Annotated in this window: 14 protein-coding genes; 6 read left to right on the top strand and 8 right to left on the bottom strand. The window is 67.9% G+C overall.

Translation table 11 applies throughout. From position 1 onward, the window contains the following. Positions 1 to 8: 8 nt before the first annotated feature. Positions 9 to 500 carry an Lrp/AsnC family transcriptional regulator gene (locus ACFWUP_RS20575; RefSeq protein ID WP_379236573.1) on the top strand — a complete coding sequence of 164 codons (492 nt, stop codon included), beginning with the start codon at positions 9 to 11 and terminating at the stop codon, positions 498 to 500. A gap of 10 nt (positions 501 to 510) precedes the next feature. On the opposite strand, the gene ACFWUP_RS20570 is transcribed toward ACFWUP_RS20575, so the two are convergent. Continuing rightward, positions 511 to 789: a CopG family ribbon-helix-helix protein gene (locus tag ACFWUP_RS20570; RefSeq protein WP_379236571.1), complete on the bottom strand. Its 279-nt coding sequence runs from the start codon at positions 787 to 789 to the stop codon at positions 511 to 513. A 317-nt stretch (positions 790 to 1,106) separates the two neighbouring features. Further along, positions 1,107 to 2,306, bottom strand: a complete 1,200-nt coding sequence (locus ACFWUP_RS20565; RefSeq protein WP_379236569.1) for a benzoate/H(+) symporter BenE family transporter — start codon at positions 2,304 to 2,306, stop codon at positions 1,107 to 1,109. Between the two features lie 391 nt (positions 2,307 to 2,697). Between ACFWUP_RS20565 and ACFWUP_RS20560 the strand changes: the two genes are divergently transcribed. Continuing rightward, complete coding sequence (locus ACFWUP_RS20560; protein ID WP_379236567.1) at positions 2,698 to 3,528, top strand: sulfurtransferase; 831 nt, start codon at positions 2,698 to 2,700, stop codon at positions 3,526 to 3,528. 77 nt (positions 3,529 to 3,605) lie between these two features. On the opposite strand, the gene ACFWUP_RS20555 is transcribed toward ACFWUP_RS20560, so the two are convergent. Then, on the bottom strand, positions 3,606 to 4,292 hold the full coding sequence (locus ACFWUP_RS20555) for an HNH endonuclease family protein (protein WP_379236565.1): 687 nt from the start codon (positions 4,290 to 4,292) through the stop codon (positions 3,606 to 3,608). A gap of 118 nt (positions 4,293 to 4,410) precedes the next feature. Then, a complete protein-coding gene (locus ACFWUP_RS20550) occupies positions 4,411 to 4,773 on the bottom strand; it encodes a hypothetical protein (protein WP_379236563.1) in 363 nt (120 codons plus the stop codon). A 166-nt stretch (positions 4,774 to 4,939) separates the two neighbouring features. On the opposite strand from ACFWUP_RS20550, the gene ACFWUP_RS20545 reads away from it, so the two are divergent. Both ACFWUP_RS20545 and ACFWUP_RS20540 read left to right on the top strand, forming a co-directional pair. After that, on the top strand, positions 4,940 to 7,741 hold the full coding sequence (locus ACFWUP_RS20545; RefSeq protein ID WP_379236561.1) for a DEAD/DEAH box helicase: 2,802 nt from the start codon (positions 4,940 to 4,942) through the stop codon (positions 7,739 to 7,741). Continuing rightward, positions 7,741 to 8,490 (top strand): SWIM zinc finger family protein, encoded by a 750-nt coding sequence (locus tag ACFWUP_RS20540; RefSeq protein WP_379236559.1) that lies wholly within the window; start codon positions 7,741 to 7,743, stop codon positions 8,488 to 8,490. The genes ACFWUP_RS20545 and ACFWUP_RS20540 overlap by 1 nt, the downstream gene beginning before the upstream one ends. Before the next feature lie 106 nt (positions 8,491 to 8,596). On the opposite strand, the gene ACFWUP_RS20535 is transcribed toward ACFWUP_RS20540, so the two are convergent. From ACFWUP_RS20535 to icmF, 3 genes are all read right to left on the bottom strand, one after another. Beyond that, positions 8,597 to 9,004 carry a DUF3224 domain-containing protein gene (locus ACFWUP_RS20535; RefSeq protein ID WP_379236557.1) on the bottom strand — a complete coding sequence of 136 codons (408 nt, stop codon included), beginning with the start codon at positions 9,002 to 9,004 and terminating at the stop codon, positions 8,597 to 8,599. A 39-nt stretch (positions 9,005 to 9,043) separates the two neighbouring features. Continuing rightward, positions 9,044 to 10,111 carry an amidohydrolase family protein gene (locus ACFWUP_RS20530; protein WP_379236555.1) on the bottom strand — a complete coding sequence of 356 codons (1,068 nt, stop codon included), beginning with the start codon at positions 10,109 to 10,111 and terminating at the stop codon, positions 9,044 to 9,046. A gap of 72 nt (positions 10,112 to 10,183) precedes the next feature. After that, complete coding sequence (icmF, locus tag ACFWUP_RS20525; RefSeq protein ID WP_379236553.1) at positions 10,184 to 13,393, bottom strand: fused isobutyryl-CoA mutase/GTPase IcmF; 3,210 nt, start codon at positions 13,391 to 13,393, stop codon at positions 10,184 to 10,186. A gap of 136 nt (positions 13,394 to 13,529) precedes the next feature. Between icmF and ACFWUP_RS20520 the strand changes: the two genes are divergently transcribed. Beyond that, entirely contained in the window at positions 13,530 to 14,477 is a 948-nt protein-coding gene (locus ACFWUP_RS20520; protein ID WP_379236551.1) for a DUF2157 domain-containing protein, read from the top strand. A 311-nt stretch (positions 14,478 to 14,788) separates the two neighbouring features. On the opposite strand, the gene ACFWUP_RS20515 is transcribed toward ACFWUP_RS20520, so the two are convergent. Further along, on the bottom strand, positions 14,789 to 15,340 hold the full coding sequence (locus ACFWUP_RS20515; protein WP_379236549.1) for a hypothetical protein: 552 nt from the start codon (positions 15,338 to 15,340) through the stop codon (positions 14,789 to 14,791). A gap of 96 nt (positions 15,341 to 15,436) precedes the next feature. Between ACFWUP_RS20515 and ACFWUP_RS20510 the strand changes: the two genes are divergently transcribed. Next, positions 15,437 to 16,507 carry an enoyl-CoA hydratase/isomerase family protein gene (locus tag ACFWUP_RS20510; protein ID WP_379236547.1) on the top strand — a complete coding sequence of 357 codons (1,071 nt, stop codon included), beginning with the start codon at positions 15,437 to 15,439 and terminating at the stop codon, positions 16,505 to 16,507. Positions 16,508 to 16,695 lie beyond the last annotated feature (188 nt).

Genomic DNA, 16,695 nt, shown 5'->3' with positions numbered 1-16,695 from the left:
TGCGTTGTATGACCAGTCGCGAACCCGACGTGACACTCGACGCCACCGACGCCCGACTGCTGCGCGAGTTGATCGCGAATCCCCGCGCGACCGGAGTGGAACTCGCGGCACGCCTCGGCCTGTCGCGCAATACGGTGCAGGCGCGGCTGGCCCGCTGGGACAGCGGCGGCGTACTCGGCAGTTTCGAACGCCGGGTCGAACCCCGCGCCCTCGGCTACCCCCTGGCGGCGTTCGTCGCGGTGGTTGTCGACCAGCACCGCCTGGACGCCGTCGTCGACGACCTGGCCGACGTCCCCGAGGTCACCGAGGTCTGCGGCATGACCGGCGCCACCGACCTCACCGTTCGCATAGTCGCCCGCGACGCCGACGACCTCTACCGCATCGCGGGCCGAATCCTGAAGATCCCCGGCGTGGAACGCACCAACATGGCCCTGGTCATGCGCGAACTCGTCGGCCCCCGCACCGGGCCCCTCCTGGACCGACTCGCCGGTCCGCAGTAGGGGCGTTCGATCATGCACTCAGCTGATGCCTGGCCAGGTACTCCACTACTGCGCGGCGCAGAACGTCGCTGGGGGTCGTCTCGGTCTCGGCGGCATAGGCGGCCAGTTGCTGGTCGAGTTCGGTGGGGAGCCGAACTGTCCGAACTGGACTGTTTCCTCGCCGTTCGGTGCCCGCAGGGCGTCCCAAGGCCAGGCCAGGCCCGACCTCGATCGGACCGACGACGGCGTAATCACCGCGCTCGAAATCGGCAGCTAGCTCCGCGTACTCATCAGCGCTTCGTTTTGTCATCGCTGAACCTCTCTGTTGTGCCTACTGCTTGACCGGACGTTGGCCGGTGATCGTGGGCAGGATGATGCCCGCCGATGTCACGCGGACCTCGGTTGCCACCCTCGGTGTGAGGATCATTGCGTGAAATACCTCCCACCTGGAATGATCCACGGCTTCCGCCGCGACTTCGAGCCACGGTTCATGATCGATGTGTCCGATGAACATGTACACCTCGGCATCTGGAAACCGCCGAGACTTCACTGCGTATCACAAGGCTGGGTACGAGATCACCGCGCGAATCTCGTCTTCGGTGATGCTGTGCTGCAGCGCCGATTGATTTATGTGGTGGGGAGGATGCGGCGGACGAGCAGGCCCGCGACCAGTGCCCAGAAGGCGCCGCCGATGCCGAAGAGGGTGGTGCCGGAGGCGGCTACCAGGAAGGTGACCAGGGCTGCCATGCGGTGGGTGGGGTCGCTGAGGGCGCCGGTGAGGGCAGCGGCGAGGGTGGCGAGTAGCGCCAGGCCCGCGACGGTTTCGATGGTGCCTGCCGGTGCCGCGGCGATCAGGGTTACCAGGGCGGCTGATGCCAGGCCGAGGATGAGGTAGGTGCCGCCCGCGGTGGCCGCGGCGATCCAGCGGCGTTTGGGGTCGGGGCTGGCGGCGGGGGCGGCGGCGAGGGCGGCGCTGATGGCGGCGAGGTTGATCGCGTGGCCGCCCGCCGGCGCGCCGAGGATGGTGCCGATGCCGGTGACGAGCATGGCGGGACGCCACGGAACCTGGTAGTCGAACGAGCGCATCACCGCGACGCCCGGGATGTTCTGAGAGGCCATGGTGACGATGTAGAGCGGGATCGCGATACCGATGATCGCCTGCCAATGCCACTGGGGGACAGTCAGTTCCACGGTCGGAACCATCTCGGACAGCGCCAGGTGCCGGTCGTTGACGACGATGTCGATACCGGTACCGACGGCCGCCGTGGCGAAGGCGACGAGCACCGCCCACTTGGGCGCGAACCGTTGCAGTACCAGCCACACCACGATGACCGGGACGACCACGGCGGGCGAGGTGCGCAGCGCCTGCACCGGGGCCAAGCACAGCGGGACGAGCACCCCGGCCAGCATCGCCTGCGCGATCGGGACGGGAATGGCGGCGACCAGCGAACCGAGTCGCTGCCACAGTCCGGTGATCACGATCAGCACCCCGGTCACCGCGAAGGCCGCGACCGCGCCGGGCCAGCCGCCGACGACCAGTCCGGTGCTCGCGAGCAGGGCGGCGCCGGGCGTCGACCAGGCCAGGGTGATCGGGATCCGGTACCGGAAACTCAGCAGCAGAATGCCGATGCCCTGCGTGAAGCACAGCACCAGCAGGCCCGAAGCCGCCTGCGCCGGACTCGCGCCCACCGCGCGCAACCCGCTCAGCACCACCGCGAACGAACTCGTGAAGCCGACCAGTGCGGTGATCGCGCCCGCGCCGAGCGGCTGTGCGATGCCCGCCGGTGTGTCGGCGACATCAGGGGAGGGGGTGGAGACCTGCGACATTGTGCCGATATTGCCCGACCACATCGCGGTTGTCGCCCGCCAGTCCCGCGAAAGTGGACTGATTCACGCGGGTCTATCTCCGGTCCAGTCATCATGACCGGCCTGCGCGGTTCGCGACTTCGACCACGCTGATACTCCTTACCCGCCTCGCATTCGTGCCGCCGCGCGGGCAGGGCGGTGCTGGCGGGTGGGGGAAGTTGCACCGCGCAGGCTTGTCGAGCGTGTCGGGGTCGGGACGGATCGAGGGGCGATGCGCTGTGACTGTCGGGCAGTCGTGGTGCGGCCTCGACCCGACGGCGTAGTCGCTCGCGCTGTCGGGTGCCCGGATTCGGAACGTGTGCGTAGGGTGTCGGGAACGGTTCGGCCACGTCGGGGGCTGGGAGGAATGGTTATGGGTGCGGTGTTGATCTCTGCGGCTGATCTTCGGAAAGAGCTGGCGGACAAGAAGATTCACCTACTCGATGTGCGGTGGGCGCTGGGTGACCCGAACGGTCCGCAGCATTATCTCGACGGCCACGTTCCGGGCGCGGTGTTCGTCGATCTGGAGACCGAGCTGGCTGCCGCGCCCTCGCCTGCCCGTGGTCGACACCCGTTGCCCGACCCGGGCACCTTCGAGAAGTGCGCGCGCAGTTGGGGATTGGGCGACGGCGAACCGGTGGTGGTGTACGACGCGACCGGTGCGATGGCAGCCGCACGGGCATGGTGGCTGCTGCGCTGGGCAGGTGTGGCCGACGTCCGCATCCTCGACGGTGGCCTGCCCGCGTGGATCGCGGCCGGTGGAGCCCTCGCGACCGGCGAAGAACCGGACCCGACCGGCGGTGACCTGGTGGTGCGCCCCGGCGGCCTGCCGGTGATCGATGCCGACGCCGCCGCGAAATGGCCGGGCGTGCTGCTCGACGCGCGGGCAGGCGAGCGCTACCGCGGTGAAGTCGAACCGATCGACCCGCGCCCCGGCCACATCCCCGGCGCGGTCAGCGCACCGACCGCTGAAAACCTCGACGGCACAGGACATTTCCGCAGCGCCGAGGAACTACGTGCCCGGTTCGCGGAATGCGGTGACGGCCCGGTCGCGGTGTACTGCGGCTCCGGCGTCACCGCGGCCCACCAGATCGCGGCCCTCGCCGTCGCGGGCATCGACGCCGCCCTCTACCCGGGTTCGTATTCGCAGTGGTCGAACGACCCGAAGCGGGCCGTCGCCACCGGGAGTAGGCGCTGGCCGTGAGTCCGTCAACGACCGCGTCGGTGGTGCGGCAGACCCGCCGCGGACCCGCCGCAGCACCGCCGCGGGCACACCCAGGCTCACGGGCACCCGCGGGCGATCTCGTGGAGGGCAGCGTTGTCTGCGACGGTGATCGGCAGGTCGTAGGCGACCGCGACCGTGAGGTACTTGGCGGCATAGAAGCAGTGGTTCGGGCGGGCAGGTGGAAGCCATTCGGCGGGGGTGTCGTCGCCCTTGGATTGGTTGGTGGTGGCGCCGGTGGCGAGGAGGTTCACCGACAGGTCGTTGGCGAAGCGGCGGCGTTTGTCAGGGGTCCAGGTGGCGGCGCCCATGTCCCAGGCGGCGGCCAGGGGGTAGACGTGGTCGATTTGGATTCGGCCTGCGTCGGATTTCGTGAAGGGGATGTCGGTGGCGGTGTAGGGGTCGGTGAGGGTTCCCTCGACGACCACGCAGCGGCCGCGGTGCACGACCTCGCGCAACTGCATGGCAAGGACGTTGTTGCGGGTGTCGCAGCCGTCGTGGCTGCCGGGGGCGTCGGAATCGTCGGTCCAAGCGGGGCCGAAGACGCAGGCCTGGCCCGTTTTGCAGCCACGTTCGTAGCCGCCGGGGCGCGGGCGCGCGTCGATGACGCGCACTTGGTCGAGCAGGGCGGTGACCTCGGCGCGCGTGGGACTGCCCGGTGCGGGGACGACCGGCTCGTCCAGCCCGATCACCCCGCACCCGGCAACCATGAACATCAGCACGAGCAACCACGCAGGTTTCCCCATACCCGCATGTTGTAGCCGATGGCACCGACAACTAGCGCCCTGCGGCAAGCAGCGCTCGATGCGAACGACGGGCCCGTCGTCGGCTGCAAGCCGGGTCAGCGGCCGGCTGTCGCGCCGCTCATAACCAAGCTCTAGCCAGCAGGTCCTCGGCCTCCAGGTCCGCGGCGCGGGGTGGGAAGCGCGTCGCGGCGATCGAGGAGACGTGGGTGCCGTCGTGGCCGATCAACCAGGAGCCGCCGCGGTCCTCGCATTCGGCGATCTTGGCGAAGACGGTGAGCAGGAAGGTGATGGATTCCCGCGGGTCGATGGTGTGGGCCAGGCGCTGGGATTCACCCGGCCGCGACAGGTCGAGCCAGACGCCTGCTTGACCGTCCAGGCGCATGCCGAGGATTTTCGTGGTGTCGATGAAGGTGAATTTGCGTCGTTCCCAAGGGGTGTTGGGGGTGTAGCTCTGCTCGAGTACCTGGAGCAGAATTGTCATCGCTGCCCTCCGCACGAATTTCAGGGGTGGGTGAGATATGGAGTTGTCGCCGGTGGGTGTTCCGGCCCGTGACCTGGGATTATCTCAGTATGTTCTCGTTGCGGCGAGAAATCCAGAGCGAAGGCGGTCGTGATCGGTGTCGGTGCCGCCTGCTTGGATGGAACCCATGCTGCACGGTCTGTGGTCCCCCGAATCGGGCCTACTGCTGTGGCACGACGGCGAGCCGGTCGCCGTGGGGTCGGTGCTCGGCGACATCTTGGAACGCGCCCGGTTCCGCCACCGCGCCCAGGTGCTCGTTGTCGATGCCGCGGGACAGTCGGAGACCGCCGAGGTTCGCGCGCACGCGCTCGCGCCACCGACGGCGGCCGTCGTGCTGCGCAGTCGACTCCCGCGCGAGCACATCTCCGGTGACCTGCGGTTCCTCGCGCACGTCGCGCGCGGTATCGAACGATGGGTGCGGGCAGGCCGGGTGGTGCCGCAGATCGAGCGGGCCGACGGTCAGTGGTGGGTGCGCTGGCGGCTGGTCGGCGGTCAACGTCAGCGGGCATGGCTTGCCGAACTGGCCACCGCGATGCCGCCCGCGCTGCGGGTCGCCGGTTCGCCCGCCGCGGTGCTGGAAGACCTGTGCACCCATCTCACCGACCCGATCGCCCGCGAATACCTCACGCAACAACCACAGACCCACCCGCTACTGGCCGCATTGGTCGACGACACCCCCTTGGACGTCGGCTCCTACCGCCTGTCCGAAACGCTGAGCCAGTGGCGGGAGGGCTACGCCGCCGACGAGCCCGAACTGGTGCTGCGCCTGTGCGAACCCGATGGTGAGTTCGGTTCCGTCGACGAATCGGTCGCGCTGTGGCGCCTGCAGGTGTGTCTGCGTCCCGTCGACGACGCACCGAAACCCGTGGTGTTCGAGGATGATCCGGTGCTCGTGCGCACCGCGGCGGAAAAGCTCGGCCAGGCACGCAAGGCCTATCCGCGACTGCGCGATCTCCCCACCGACCCGCGCGGCCTCGACCTGCTGCTGCCGACCGAAGTCGTCGCCGACCTGGTCGCCCACGGCGCGCACGCCTTGCAAGAAGCCGGGATTCGTCTGCTGCTCCCGCGCGCCTGGAACATCGCCGAACCGAGCATGCGATTGCGGGTGAGCAGCCCGGCCGCTGCCGAATCCACGGTCGGGCTCAGTGGATTGCTGTCCTACCGTTGGGAATTGGCGCTCGGTGACCTGGTGCTCAGCCAGGCCGAGATGGAACGGCTGATCAGCAGTAAATCGGATCTGGTCCAGTTGCGCGGCGAATGGGTGCAGGCCGATCACCGCGCCTTGGCGGCGGCCGCCCGCTACGTCGCCCAGCATGCCGACGACAGCCCGATCACCCTGGCCGACATGATCGGCGAACTCGCCGCCGAGCGGGTCGACAATGTCCCGGTCACCGAGGTCACCGCCGAGGGGTGGGCAGCCGAACTGTTCGCCAGGGAAAGCGAACCCGAGCCCGTTCCGGTTCCGGTCGGCCTGAAAGCCCAGCTCCGCCCGTATCAGGAACGGGGTCTGAGCTGGCTGGCCACGATGAGCAGGCTCAACTGCGGCGCGATCCTGGCCGACGATATGGGTCTGGGAAAGACCGTGCAGGTCCTGGCGCTCTTGGTTCATGAGCGTGAGGCGGACCTGGTCGGCGAACTCGGACCTACTCTGCTGGTCTGCCCGATGTCGGTGGTGGGCAACTGGCAGCGCGAGACACAACGGTTCGCGCCTGATCTTCGCGTGCTCGTGCACCACGGTCCAGGCCGTCTCACCGGCGCGGATTTCGCTGCGGCGGTGGCCGATTCGGATCTGGTGATCACCACCTACGCGCTGCTCGCCCGCGACATCACCCTGCTGAACGAACAGCGGTGGGACCGAATCGTCCTCGACGAAGCGCAACACATCAAGAACGCGGTGACCAGACAGGCGCGGGCCGCACGGGCGTTGAAAGCGCGACATCGCTTGGCGCTCACCGGAACTCCGGTGGAGAACCGCCTGGAAGAACTGCGTGCCCTGTTCGACTTCGCCATGCCCAAACTCCTCGGCAGCCCCCAATCGTTCCGCGCCAAGTTCGCGGTGCCGATCGAACGCGAACGCGACCAGCAAGCCATCGACCGGCTGCGCCTGATCACCGACCCGTTCGTGCTGCGCAGGCTCAAAACCGATCCGACGGTGATCAGCGACCTGCCCGAAAAGCTGGAGATGACGGTGCGGGCGAACCTCACCGTGGAACAGGCCGCCCTCTACCAGGCCGTCGTCGACGACATGCTGGAGAAACTCAAAGACGCGAAAGGCATGGCGCGCAAGGGCGCTGTGCTCGGCGCGCTGACCCGGCTCAAGCAGGTCTGCAACCACCCCGCGCACTACCTCGGTGACGGTTCGCCGATCATGCGGCGCGGCGGCCACCGCTCCGGCAAGCTGGCGCTGGTCGAGGACGTGCTCGACTCGGTCATCGCCGACGGCGAGAAAGCCCTGCTCTTCACCCAGTTCCGCGAATTCGGCGACCTGATCCTGCCGTATCTCACCGAACGGTTCGGCACCTCCATCCCGTTCCTGCACGGCGGCGTCACCAAGCAGAAACGTGACGACATGGTGACCGGTTTCCAGGGCGAGAACGGCCCGCCACTGATGCTGCTCTCACTCAAGGCGGGCGGCACCGGCCTCAACCTCACCGCCGCCAATCATGTGATCCACCTGGACCGTTGGTGGAATCCGGCGGTGGAGAACCAGGCCACCGACCGCGCGTTCCGGATCGGCCAGCAGCGCGCGGTGCAGGTCCGCAAGCTGGTGTGCGTCGACACCATCGAGGAGCGGATCGACGAAATGATCAACGGGAAAAAGGCTTTGGCGGATCTGGCCGTCGGTGCGGGAGAGAACTGGATCACCGAGATGAGGACCGACGAACTGCGCGAGCTGTTCACCCTCGGTGCAGAGGCGGTGGGCGACTGATGACCGACTTCAGTCAGTTCGGCCCGCGTAAACCGGTGCGCGGTGGCGCCCAGGCTCGCGGTGGTTTCGGCCGGACTTGGTGGGGCAAGTCGCTGCTCGACGCGGTGGAGAAGGTGGCCGACGCGGGCAGGCTTTCGCGCGGACGCACCTATGCCAGGGTCGGGCAGGTAGTGAACTACCGGATCGAACGCGGCGCGGTAACCGCAGAGGTGCAGGGCAGTCAGCCCAGCCCGTTCACCTCGGTGCTGTCGATCCGACCGTTACGCGACGAGGAAATCGAGCTGTTGCTCGCCGAGATCCGCGAAGCGCCCGGCATGCTCGCCGAGATCGCCTCGGGTGCACTCCCGCCCGCGCTCGGCCCACACCTGTTGCCGACCACGGCCTCGGAACTCGACTTCACCTGCAGCTGCCCGGACATGGGTTGGCCCTGCAAGCACGTCGCCGCGGTCTGCTACCTGCTCGCCGAGCGCCTCGACGAACAGCCGAGCGAGATCCTCACCCTGCGCGGCCTCGACCTCGACACCCTCATCGGCGGCGTCGAGAAGTCCGCGCGCACCGCCGATTCCGACGACCCCTACGGCGACCAATTGGTCCTGCCCGAGCTGCCCCGCATCGAATTCCACGCCGTCATCGACGATCTCGACGCGATTCCACTGCGTCGCGCTCTACGGATGTCGGCAGAGGACGAACCGACCGCGGCGACTGGCCTCCGCGAATTACGCTCGCTCTATGCCGAATTCGACGACTGAGTCTCGCGGGGAGCCGCAGTCGGGATGACTCGCCCAGCGCTGGGCCGACATCGTGCGAGTGGCTCGATCTGCGGCCTGCGCCGGTGCTGCGAGGTCGCAGTGTCGTTCAGCCCAGCTCGTATTCGAACCAGATGTGGTGTCCCCCTTCGGCATCCACATACAGCGCACCCGCCCCGGTGATGCCTGCCAGTTCGCCGGTGCCGCTGCCGGGGACGATATGGAAGAACTCGTCGGTGCGGTCGGTGCCACTGGTGGTGGCGGAGTGGACGAAGTTGAACGCACCAGCCTTGCCGTTGAGCGCACCCTCGAACGACTCCATCGCGAGATAGGTGCCCGCGCCGGTGCTCATGTCGAAGGCGGCGGTGAACAGCGTGGCCGAGAGCCCTTCGATCTCACCCGCATAGGCCTTGGTCATCGTCGAGATGCCGACGGGCATCCCGGTGACGATGGGCGGCTGCGGCGTCAGCTCGGTGGGATCGAACGCGGTGACCTCGAACGTGCCGATTGCTTTCATGCGCCGATGCTAAACCCGCGCACCGACAGATATGCGCATTCACGAGTTCGGTTCGATCCGATAGAACCGGACGGCATTGCCGCCGAACACCTTCCGCAGGTCATCGGCGCTCGCACCCGCGTCGCTCAGCCCGGTGGACACCGTCTCGACGGCCCCGCTGAGGCTCGTGATCGGCTTGTCGACCGGGAAGTTCGACCCCCAGATCAGCCGGTCGGCACCGAAAACCGCCATCGCGTGCGCCAGCAGCGGACCCACCCGCCCGAGCAGCGTCGGAACGGGCGTCACCGTGCCGCGTGTCGGTATCGGATGCCCGAGCACGGGCATCATCAGCCCACTCGCCTTGGCCACCACGTTCGGCTGCGCGGCCAGGTCGGTGAGATCGTCGCGCCAGCGGTGCAACAGCGCGTCCCGCTGCCTGGCGGTGTGTCCGGTGTCCTTGCCGACCGGCCCGAAGATGCCCGCCGGGGTGCCGAGATGGTCGAGCACGATCGGCACCTCGGGGAACCGTTCGGCCAGCGCCGTCACCTCGGGGAGCTGGCCCGAATACACCCACGCTTCGAACGAGAGTCCACGCTCGGCGAGTCGCCCGAAGCCGTTCAGGAAGGCCGGGGCGGTGAGTGCGCCGTCATGGGTGGCGAAGGACTTCACGCCCCGGTCGGGGTGGTGGGCGACCATCGTCCGGATGCCATGGAACAGCGGCGACGCGGATTGATGCGCATCGAGCACCGCGCCGAAGTCCGCGGCGGCGGGGTCGGCCGAGCCGATGATCGAGGCCAGGGCGGGGGTGTCGACACCGAACGGCAGGCTCGCCACCCAGCGCGTCTCGTCGGGCTTCCAGCCCGCCCATTGCACCTCGATTTCCACGACCGATTCCACCCGCGTGTTTCCCAGATCTTCGCGGTAGTCGGCAGGCAGATAAGGCCGCAGGTAGGCGTCGGGGGAGCCGACGAATTCGCGATCACCGCGCGGAGCCAGCTTTGCCGCGATATCGACCGGTAACGGCAGATAGCGCAGCAGTTTCGCGAGCTTGCTGAACTCGCGTGGCGTGGCATGCGGATCCCACTGGTGAATATGGGCATCGATGATGTCGAAATCGGTCAGATCCATGCTGTGCGTCCCATCGCCGCCGCGGGCAGAGCTCCCTTGCGATTGTCACACGGCAGCGAGGGATTACGTTGCTCAAACCGTGCGCCGGTACTGCCCGCCCACCGCGAAGAACGCATCGGTGACCTGCTGCAAAGTGCACACCCGTGCCGCGTCCATGAGCACATCGAAAATATTGACGTCGGTATGGGCGACCTCGGCGAGCCGGGCCAGCGCGCGATGGGATTGTTCGGCGTGCTCGGTCTGGAAACTGCGCAGCCGGTCCAGTTGGGAGCGCCGTTCGGTTTCGGTGCCGCGGGCCAATTCCAGCGGCGTGTGCTCGGTGTCGTCGTCGCGGCCGCGGAAGGTGTTCACCCCGACGATCGGCAGCGATCCGTCGTGTTTGCGCTGCTCATAACGCATGGACTCGTCCTGGATGCGACCGCGCTGGTAGCCGGTCTCCATGGCGCCGAGCACTCCGCCGCGCTCGCTGATCCGCTCGAATTCCAGCAGCACCGCCTCCTCGACGAGGTCGGTGAGCTCGTCGACGATGAAACTGCCCTGCAGCGGATTCTCGTTGACGGCCAGTCCCCATTCCTTGGCGATGATGAGCTGAATCGCCAGTGCGCGGCGCACCGAATCCTCGGTCGGGGTGGTCACCGCCTCGTCGAAAGCATTGGTGTGCAGGCTGTTGCAATTGTCGTAGACCGCGATCAGCGCCTGCAGGGTGGTGCGAATGTCGTTGAACTGCATTTCCTGTGCGTGCAGTGAACGGCCTGAGGTCTGCACGTGGTACTTGAGTTTCTGTGCGCGTTCGCCGGCGCCGTAACGGTCGCGCATGGCGATCGCCCAGATCCGCCGGGCCACCCGGCCGATCACCGTGTATTCGGGGTCCATGCCGTTGGAGAAGAAGAAGGACAGATTCGGGGCGAATTCGTCGATCGCCAGCCCGCGCGCGAGATAGGTCTCCACATAGGTGAATCCGTTGGCGAGGGTGAAGGCGAGCTGGCTGATGGGGTTCGCGCCCGCCTCCGCGATGTGATATCCCGAAATCGAGACCGAATAGAAATTGCGGACGTCGTTGCGCACGAACCATTCCTGCACGTCGGCCATCATGCGCAGGCTGAATTCGGTGGAGAACAGGCAGGTGTTCTGGCCCTGGTCCTCCTTGAGGATGTCGGCTTGGACGGTGCCGCGCACGGTCGAGAGGGTGTGCGCCCGGATGTCGGCGGCTTCCTCGGGGGACGGCTCGCGGCCCTCGGCTTCGCAGAAGCGTTGCAGCGCTTGGTCGATGGCGGTGTTGAGGAAGAACGCGAGGATGGTCGGGGCGGGGCCGTTGATGGTCATCGAGACCGAGGTGGTCGGGGCGCCGAGGTCGAAACCGTCGAACAGGGTGCGCATGTCCTCGACGGTGGCCACCGAGACACCCGAGGTGCCGACCTTGCCGTAGATGTCGGGGCGCTCGGCGGGGTCGTGGCCGTAGAGGGTGACCGAGTCGAACGCGGTGGACAGGCGGGTGGCTTCGGCGTGGGCACTGAGGACCTTGAAACGGCGATTGGTGCGGGCCGGATCGCCCTCGCCCGCGAACATCCTCGCCGGGTCCTCGTTCTCGCGTTTGAAGGGGAAAACGCCTGCGGTGAACGGGAATCGGCCGGGGAGGTTCTCGGCGCGCAGGAAGCGCAGGAGTTCGCCGTCGTCGGTGAAGCGGGGGAGTGCGACGCGGGGAATACTTGTGCCGGAGAGGGATTCGCGGCGCAGGGGTGTGCGTAGTTCGCGGTCGCGGATGCGGACGACCTGTTCCTCGCCTCGGTAACTCTCGGCGACCGACGGCCATTCGGCGAGCGCGGTGGTCGAGGCTGTGGAGAGCGTGGGCCGAGCCTGATCGAGCAGATCGGTGACCGCTGTGTCGTCGGGGAGTTCTTCGTGGACCAAAGCGAGACGTTGAATACGTTGGGCTGCAGCGACTTCGCGCTGGGTGTCGGCGTGATAGCCGCGGACGGTGTCGGCGATATCGGCCAGGTAGCGGACCCGCGACGGCGGGACGAGCTGGGCGAAGCGGGTGGAGACCTTGGTGTCCACGCGCGGTAGCGCGCCGGGTTCGAGGGTGAGGCCGTGCCCGGTGAGCAGGCCTGTCAGGTGTTGGTACAGCGCGGTGACGCCGTCGTCGTCGAAAGTCGCGGCGCTGGTGCCGAAGACCGGCATGTCCGCGGGGCTCGCGCCGAATTCCGCACGGTTGCGGATCAATTGGCGCGCCACATCGCGAACCGCGTCGGCCGCGCCACGGCGCTCGTACTTGTTGATCGCGACGACATCGGCGTAGTCGAGCATGTCGATCTTCTCGAGCTGGGACGCGGCGCCGAACTCCGGCGTCATCACATACAGCGCCACATCGACGTGGTCGACGATGCCCGCGTCGCCCTGGCCGATGCCGGGGGTTTCGAGGATGACGAGGTCGTGACCGGCGGCGCGGCAGGCGGCGATCATGGTGTCGATATCGTCGGGGAGTTCGTGATTGCCACGGGTCGCCAGGGAGCGGAAGTAGACGTGCTCGCCGTCGAGGGCGTTCATTCGAATGCGATCACCGAGCAGGGCGCCGCCCGCGCGCCTGCGGGTCGGGTCGACCGCGAGGACGGCGATACGCAGTTTGTCCTGCTGGTCGGTGCGCAGCCGGCGCACCAATTCATCGGTGAGGGAGGACTTTCCGGAGCCACCCGTGCCGGTGATGCCGAGAACGGGGACTTGGCGTTTGCTCGCCGCAGCCAGGATCGCGGCTCGATCGGCTTCGGGAAGTGCGCCCTGCTGCAGGCAGGTGATGGTGCGCGCCAAGGCATTTCGATCACCGGTGTAGAGAGCCTCTAGGTCGGGAGCGTGCCGGGCGGGGTCGACATCGCACAGCTGGATCAGCTCGTTGATCATGCCGGGCAAACCGAGCCGCTGGCCGTCCTCGGGCGAGAAGATCCGCACGCCACTGGCCGCGAGCCGTTCGATCTCCTCGGCGACGATCACCCCGCCGCCCCCGCCGAAGATCCGCACGTCACCCGCGCCCGCCTCGCGCAGAGCCTCGGCAAGGTATTCGAAGAACTCGATGTGCCCGCCCTGATACGAGCTGACCGCGACGCCCTGGACGTCCTCCTCGACCACCGCGTCGACGATCTCGCGCACCGACCGGTTGTGGCCGAGGTGGATCACCTCGGCGCCCTGGGCTTGCAGGATCCGCCGCATGATGTTGATCGCCGCGTCGTGCCCGTCGAACAGGGCCGCCGAGGTCACGAACCGCACAGGATTCGCAGGAACATGCAGGCTCATTACTGCCTCCGCCAATTAGTAGATCGCCCGATACTAGGACATCAAACTAATTCTAGTGTGGTCGCCGTCACTTCGCCGCGAAACGCCCCGCTCGGATTTCGGCGGAATCGTCGCCCCAGCTCGACATACTCGACGAATGGTTCGCGAGCATCGGGTGGAGGTGGCGCTGGAGCGGCTGGTGGCGTCCGGGGTGATCAGCGGGGAGCAGCGGGGCGCGGTGCTGCGGGCGGTCGACGAGCAGGATCGGGCCCGGCGCGCGAGCGGAGCGCGGGTGGCCGCGGAGATCGTGGCGTATGTGGGGGCCGGGCTGGTGGCCGCTGGTCTCGGACTGTTCGTCGACAAGGCGTGGGCGCAGGTGGCGCAGTCGGGGCGGGTGGTGTTGCTCGTGGTCGTTGCCGGGTGCGCGATGTGGGGTGCGGTGGTGTTGGGCGGTGGGTGTTCGGGGGTGTTCCGGCGGGTGCCGATCGCCTCGGCGGGGCGGGTGCGGTTGGCAGGGGTGCTGGTGGTGTTGTCGGCGGTCGCGGCGACCGGGGCGGTGGCGACGTCCTCCGGTGCGCGTGCCTACGACGCGGCGGTGACGGGGCTGGTCGTGGCGGTTCTCGGATATCTGCTGGTACCGAGCGTGCTCGGGATGGTCGCGGTCGCGGGTTTCGGGGTGGTGAGCATTCTCAGCGCGACCTCGGAGGAGCCCGGCTCGCCGTCGCAGGGGATCGCGCTGATGGTGTTCGGCGTGCTGTGGTTCGGGCTCGCTCGCCTGCTGGTGGCCGAATGGGCCGGATATGTGCTCGGCGGGGTGATCGCGGTGTTCGGGGCGCAGTCGGTGACGTACGGGGATTCGCTGTGGCGGCCTGGCCTCACCGCGCTGATCGGTGTGTTGTGCTTCGTGCTGTATGTGGTTCGGCGGGAGGCGGTGTTGGTGCTGGGTGGGGCGGCGGGGGTTGCGGTTGCGGTGGTGCAGATGGTGGCTGATCACACTGGTGGCGGGCCGGTTGTTGCGAGTGTGGTGTTGGGGGTTGGTGCGGTGGTGCTTGCGGTTGGGCTGGTGGTTTTGGTTGCTCGGTCGCGGGCGTCAGGGGTTTGGTAGTCCGAAGCGTTTTGGTATCGCAAAGCTTCGGGGTTTGAGTAGTCCCTGAGGTTTGAGCTGTGTTTATTGGAGCGCTGGCGCGCTCGAGTCGCGGCCCCAAGGGGCCGCCGGTTAGCCGCCGTTGCTGGCGGCTGCGCCGCTTCGCAACGGCGGCTAACCGGCGACCCGGCCGCGACCGGCCACTGCGTGGCCGCTGCTCCCTATGGGTCGCAGGTGGTGGCTGGTAGTGCGGTCATGGCGGATCAGGGGTGTGCGGTGTGGTTGGGGTGCGGTCATGGCGGGACCGGGGTGCGCGGTGTGGTTGGGGCGGATCAGCGGATGAGGGTGGTTTCCTGGGCGCGGATGGTGCGGAAGAAGCGGGGGCCTACGTCGGCGCCGTCGTGGTTGTAGCTGTCGATGATGTCGGCTAGTTCGTCGGCGAGTCGGCGCAGGTCCTCGGTGGCGGTGATGCGGTCGAATTCGTCGGATTCCCAGCCCCAGGACGGGGGGATGTCGGTGATGGTCACGACGATCTGGTCGGCGAAGGGGGTGGTGACGGCGACGGTCAGCTCGGGCGGAGCGGCGGCGAGGGGGCTGTGGATGGTGACTTCGCCGGGGGCGCCCTTGGCGACGAAAGTGCGGGCGAAGGCGATGTCCTCGCGGACGAATTCCACGATCGAGGCCGTGGTCGCGTGCCTGCCCGCGCGATGGTGGCGCGAGCCGTAGACGCGGTCGGCGGCGGCGTGGGAAGGGTTGTGGTCCACGGTCTTTCGCAGTAGCCGTTCGAGCATCCGCTCCGCGGTGGCGCGCTCGCCCGCACCGGTGTTCTCGTGGTCGATCAGCGCGCGCAGCCGGGTGATGCGCACGAAGTGGTCGCTGCCCATGTCTTGATTGTGCCGTACATCGGGCGCCGTGGAATGCGTCACATCCGGCGTGCCACGGTTTCAGATACTCGGACATCCAACTTTATCGTGGCGAGCATGAGTGAAGCGGAAGTGCTGTTCGAGGTACGCGACGGGCTCGGGCTGATCACGTTGAACCGGCCGCGCGCGATCAACGCGCTCAACCACTCGATGAGCCTGGCGATCACCGAGAAACTGCGTGCGTGGGCTGTCGATCCGGCGATCCGTACCGTCGCGATCGTCGGGGCGGGCGAGCGTGGCCTGTGCGCGGGCGGCGACATCGTGGCCATCCACCGCGACGCGAAGGCGATCAACGACGGCGGCCCCGACGCGCCCGCACCGCTCGACACCGCCGCTGCCGCGTTCTGGCGCGACGAATACCTGCTCAACGACCTGATCGGCAGCTACCCGAAGCCGTATGTGGCGGTGATGGACGGCATCGTGATGGGTGGCGGGGTCGGCGTCTCGGCGCACGGCAGCCACCGCATCGTCACCGAGCGCTCGCAGATCGGCATGCCCGAATGCGGCATCGGCTTCGTACCCGACGTCGGCGGCACCTACCTGCTCTCGCACACCCCCGGCGAACTGGGCACCCACGTGGCCCTCACCACCGCGCGAATGGGCGCGGGCGATGCGATCGTCGCCGGTTTCGCCGACACGTTCGTCCCGTCGGCGGACCTGCCCGCCCTCCTCGACGCGCTACGCACCACCCCCGCCGACGAGGCGATCGCCCAATTCGCCACGCCCGCACCGGAATCCGAGCTCAACGCCCAACGCGACTGGATCGACACCTGCTACGCGGGCGACACCGTCGAGCAGATCGTCGAGGCCCTGCGCGCCGCCGATTCACCCGAAGCGACCAAGGCCGCCGAGGACCTCCTATCCAAATCGCCGATCGCGCTGAAGGCGACTCTGCGCGCACTGCGCAACGCCCGCGACCTGACCCTCGCCGGTGCACTGAACACCGAATTCCGGATCACCGTAGCCGCACTGAGCACCCACGATCTGGCCGAAGGCATCCGCGCCCAGGTGATCGACAAGGACCGCACCCCGCACTGGTCGCCCGCCACCCTCGCCGACGTCACCGATGCCCAGGTGGACGCCTACTTCGCCCCGCTCGGCACGAACGAACTCGGTCTACCCACCTGACAGAGCAGATCGCGCCCGACCTCAAAACCGGCCACGCCCGGCATGCCCCGGATCCGCCATGCCCGCACGCACTCCCACCCCCCACGCCCGACCCTTAGGGAGGGCCCGCCGCGCAGCGGCGGTAGCGGCCCGGCCGCGAGTTAGCCGCCGTTGCGTCCGAGGCGAAGCCTCCAGCAACGGTGGCTAAC

It is taken from the genome of Nocardia sp. NPDC058658 (genome assembly GCF_042716665.1).
Taxonomy (GTDB): Bacteria; Actinomycetota; Actinomycetes; order Mycobacteriales; family Mycobacteriaceae; genus Nocardia.
Note: the sequence above shows the minus strand (reverse complement) of the source record. Positions and strands in the feature narration are given on the sequence as shown.

Bases quoted from the DNA above. Each gene is read 5' to 3' on its own strand.
- ACFWUP_RS20575 (WP_379236573.1), top strand. From the start codon at position 9: ATGACCAGTCGCGAACCCGACGTGACACTCGACGCCACCGACGCCCGA.
- ACFWUP_RS20570 (WP_379236571.1), bottom strand. From the start codon at position 789: ATGACAAAACGAAGCGCTGATGAGTACGCGGAGCTAGCTGCCGATTTC.
- ACFWUP_RS20565 (WP_379236569.1), bottom strand. From the start codon at position 2,306: ATGTCGCAGGTCTCCACCCCCTCCCCTGATGTCGCCGACACACCGGCG.
- ACFWUP_RS20560 (WP_379236567.1), top strand. From the start codon at position 2,698: ATGGGTGCGGTGTTGATCTCTGCGGCTGATCTTCGGAAAGAGCTGGCG.
- ACFWUP_RS20555 (WP_379236565.1), bottom strand. From the start codon at position 4,292: ATGGGGAAACCTGCGTGGTTGCTCGTGCTGATGTTCATGGTTGCCGGG.
- ACFWUP_RS20550 (WP_379236563.1), bottom strand. From the start codon at position 4,773: ATGACAATTCTGCTCCAGGTACTCGAGCAGAGCTACACCCCCAACACC.
- ACFWUP_RS20545 (WP_379236561.1), top strand. From the start codon at position 4,940: ATGCTGCACGGTCTGTGGTCCCCCGAATCGGGCCTACTGCTGTGGCAC.
- ACFWUP_RS20540 (WP_379236559.1), top strand. From the start codon at position 7,741: ATGACCGACTTCAGTCAGTTCGGCCCGCGTAAACCGGTGCGCGGTGGC.
- ACFWUP_RS20535 (WP_379236557.1), bottom strand. From the start codon at position 9,004: ATGAAAGCAATCGGCACGTTCGAGGTCACCGCGTTCGATCCCACCGAG.
- ACFWUP_RS20530 (WP_379236555.1), bottom strand. From the start codon at position 10,111: ATGGATCTGACCGATTTCGACATCATCGATGCCCATATTCACCAGTGG.
- icmF (WP_379236553.1), bottom strand. From the start codon at position 13,393: ATGAGCCTGCATGTTCCTGCGAATCCTGTGCGGTTCGTGACCTCGGCG.
- ACFWUP_RS20520 (WP_379236551.1), top strand. From the start codon at position 13,530: ATGGTTCGCGAGCATCGGGTGGAGGTGGCGCTGGAGCGGCTGGTGGCG.
- ACFWUP_RS20515 (WP_379236549.1), bottom strand. From the start codon at position 15,340: ATGGGCAGCGACCACTTCGTGCGCATCACCCGGCTGCGCGCGCTGATC.
- ACFWUP_RS20510 (WP_379236547.1), top strand. From the start codon at position 15,437: ATGAGTGAAGCGGAAGTGCTGTTCGAGGTACGCGACGGGCTCGGGCTG.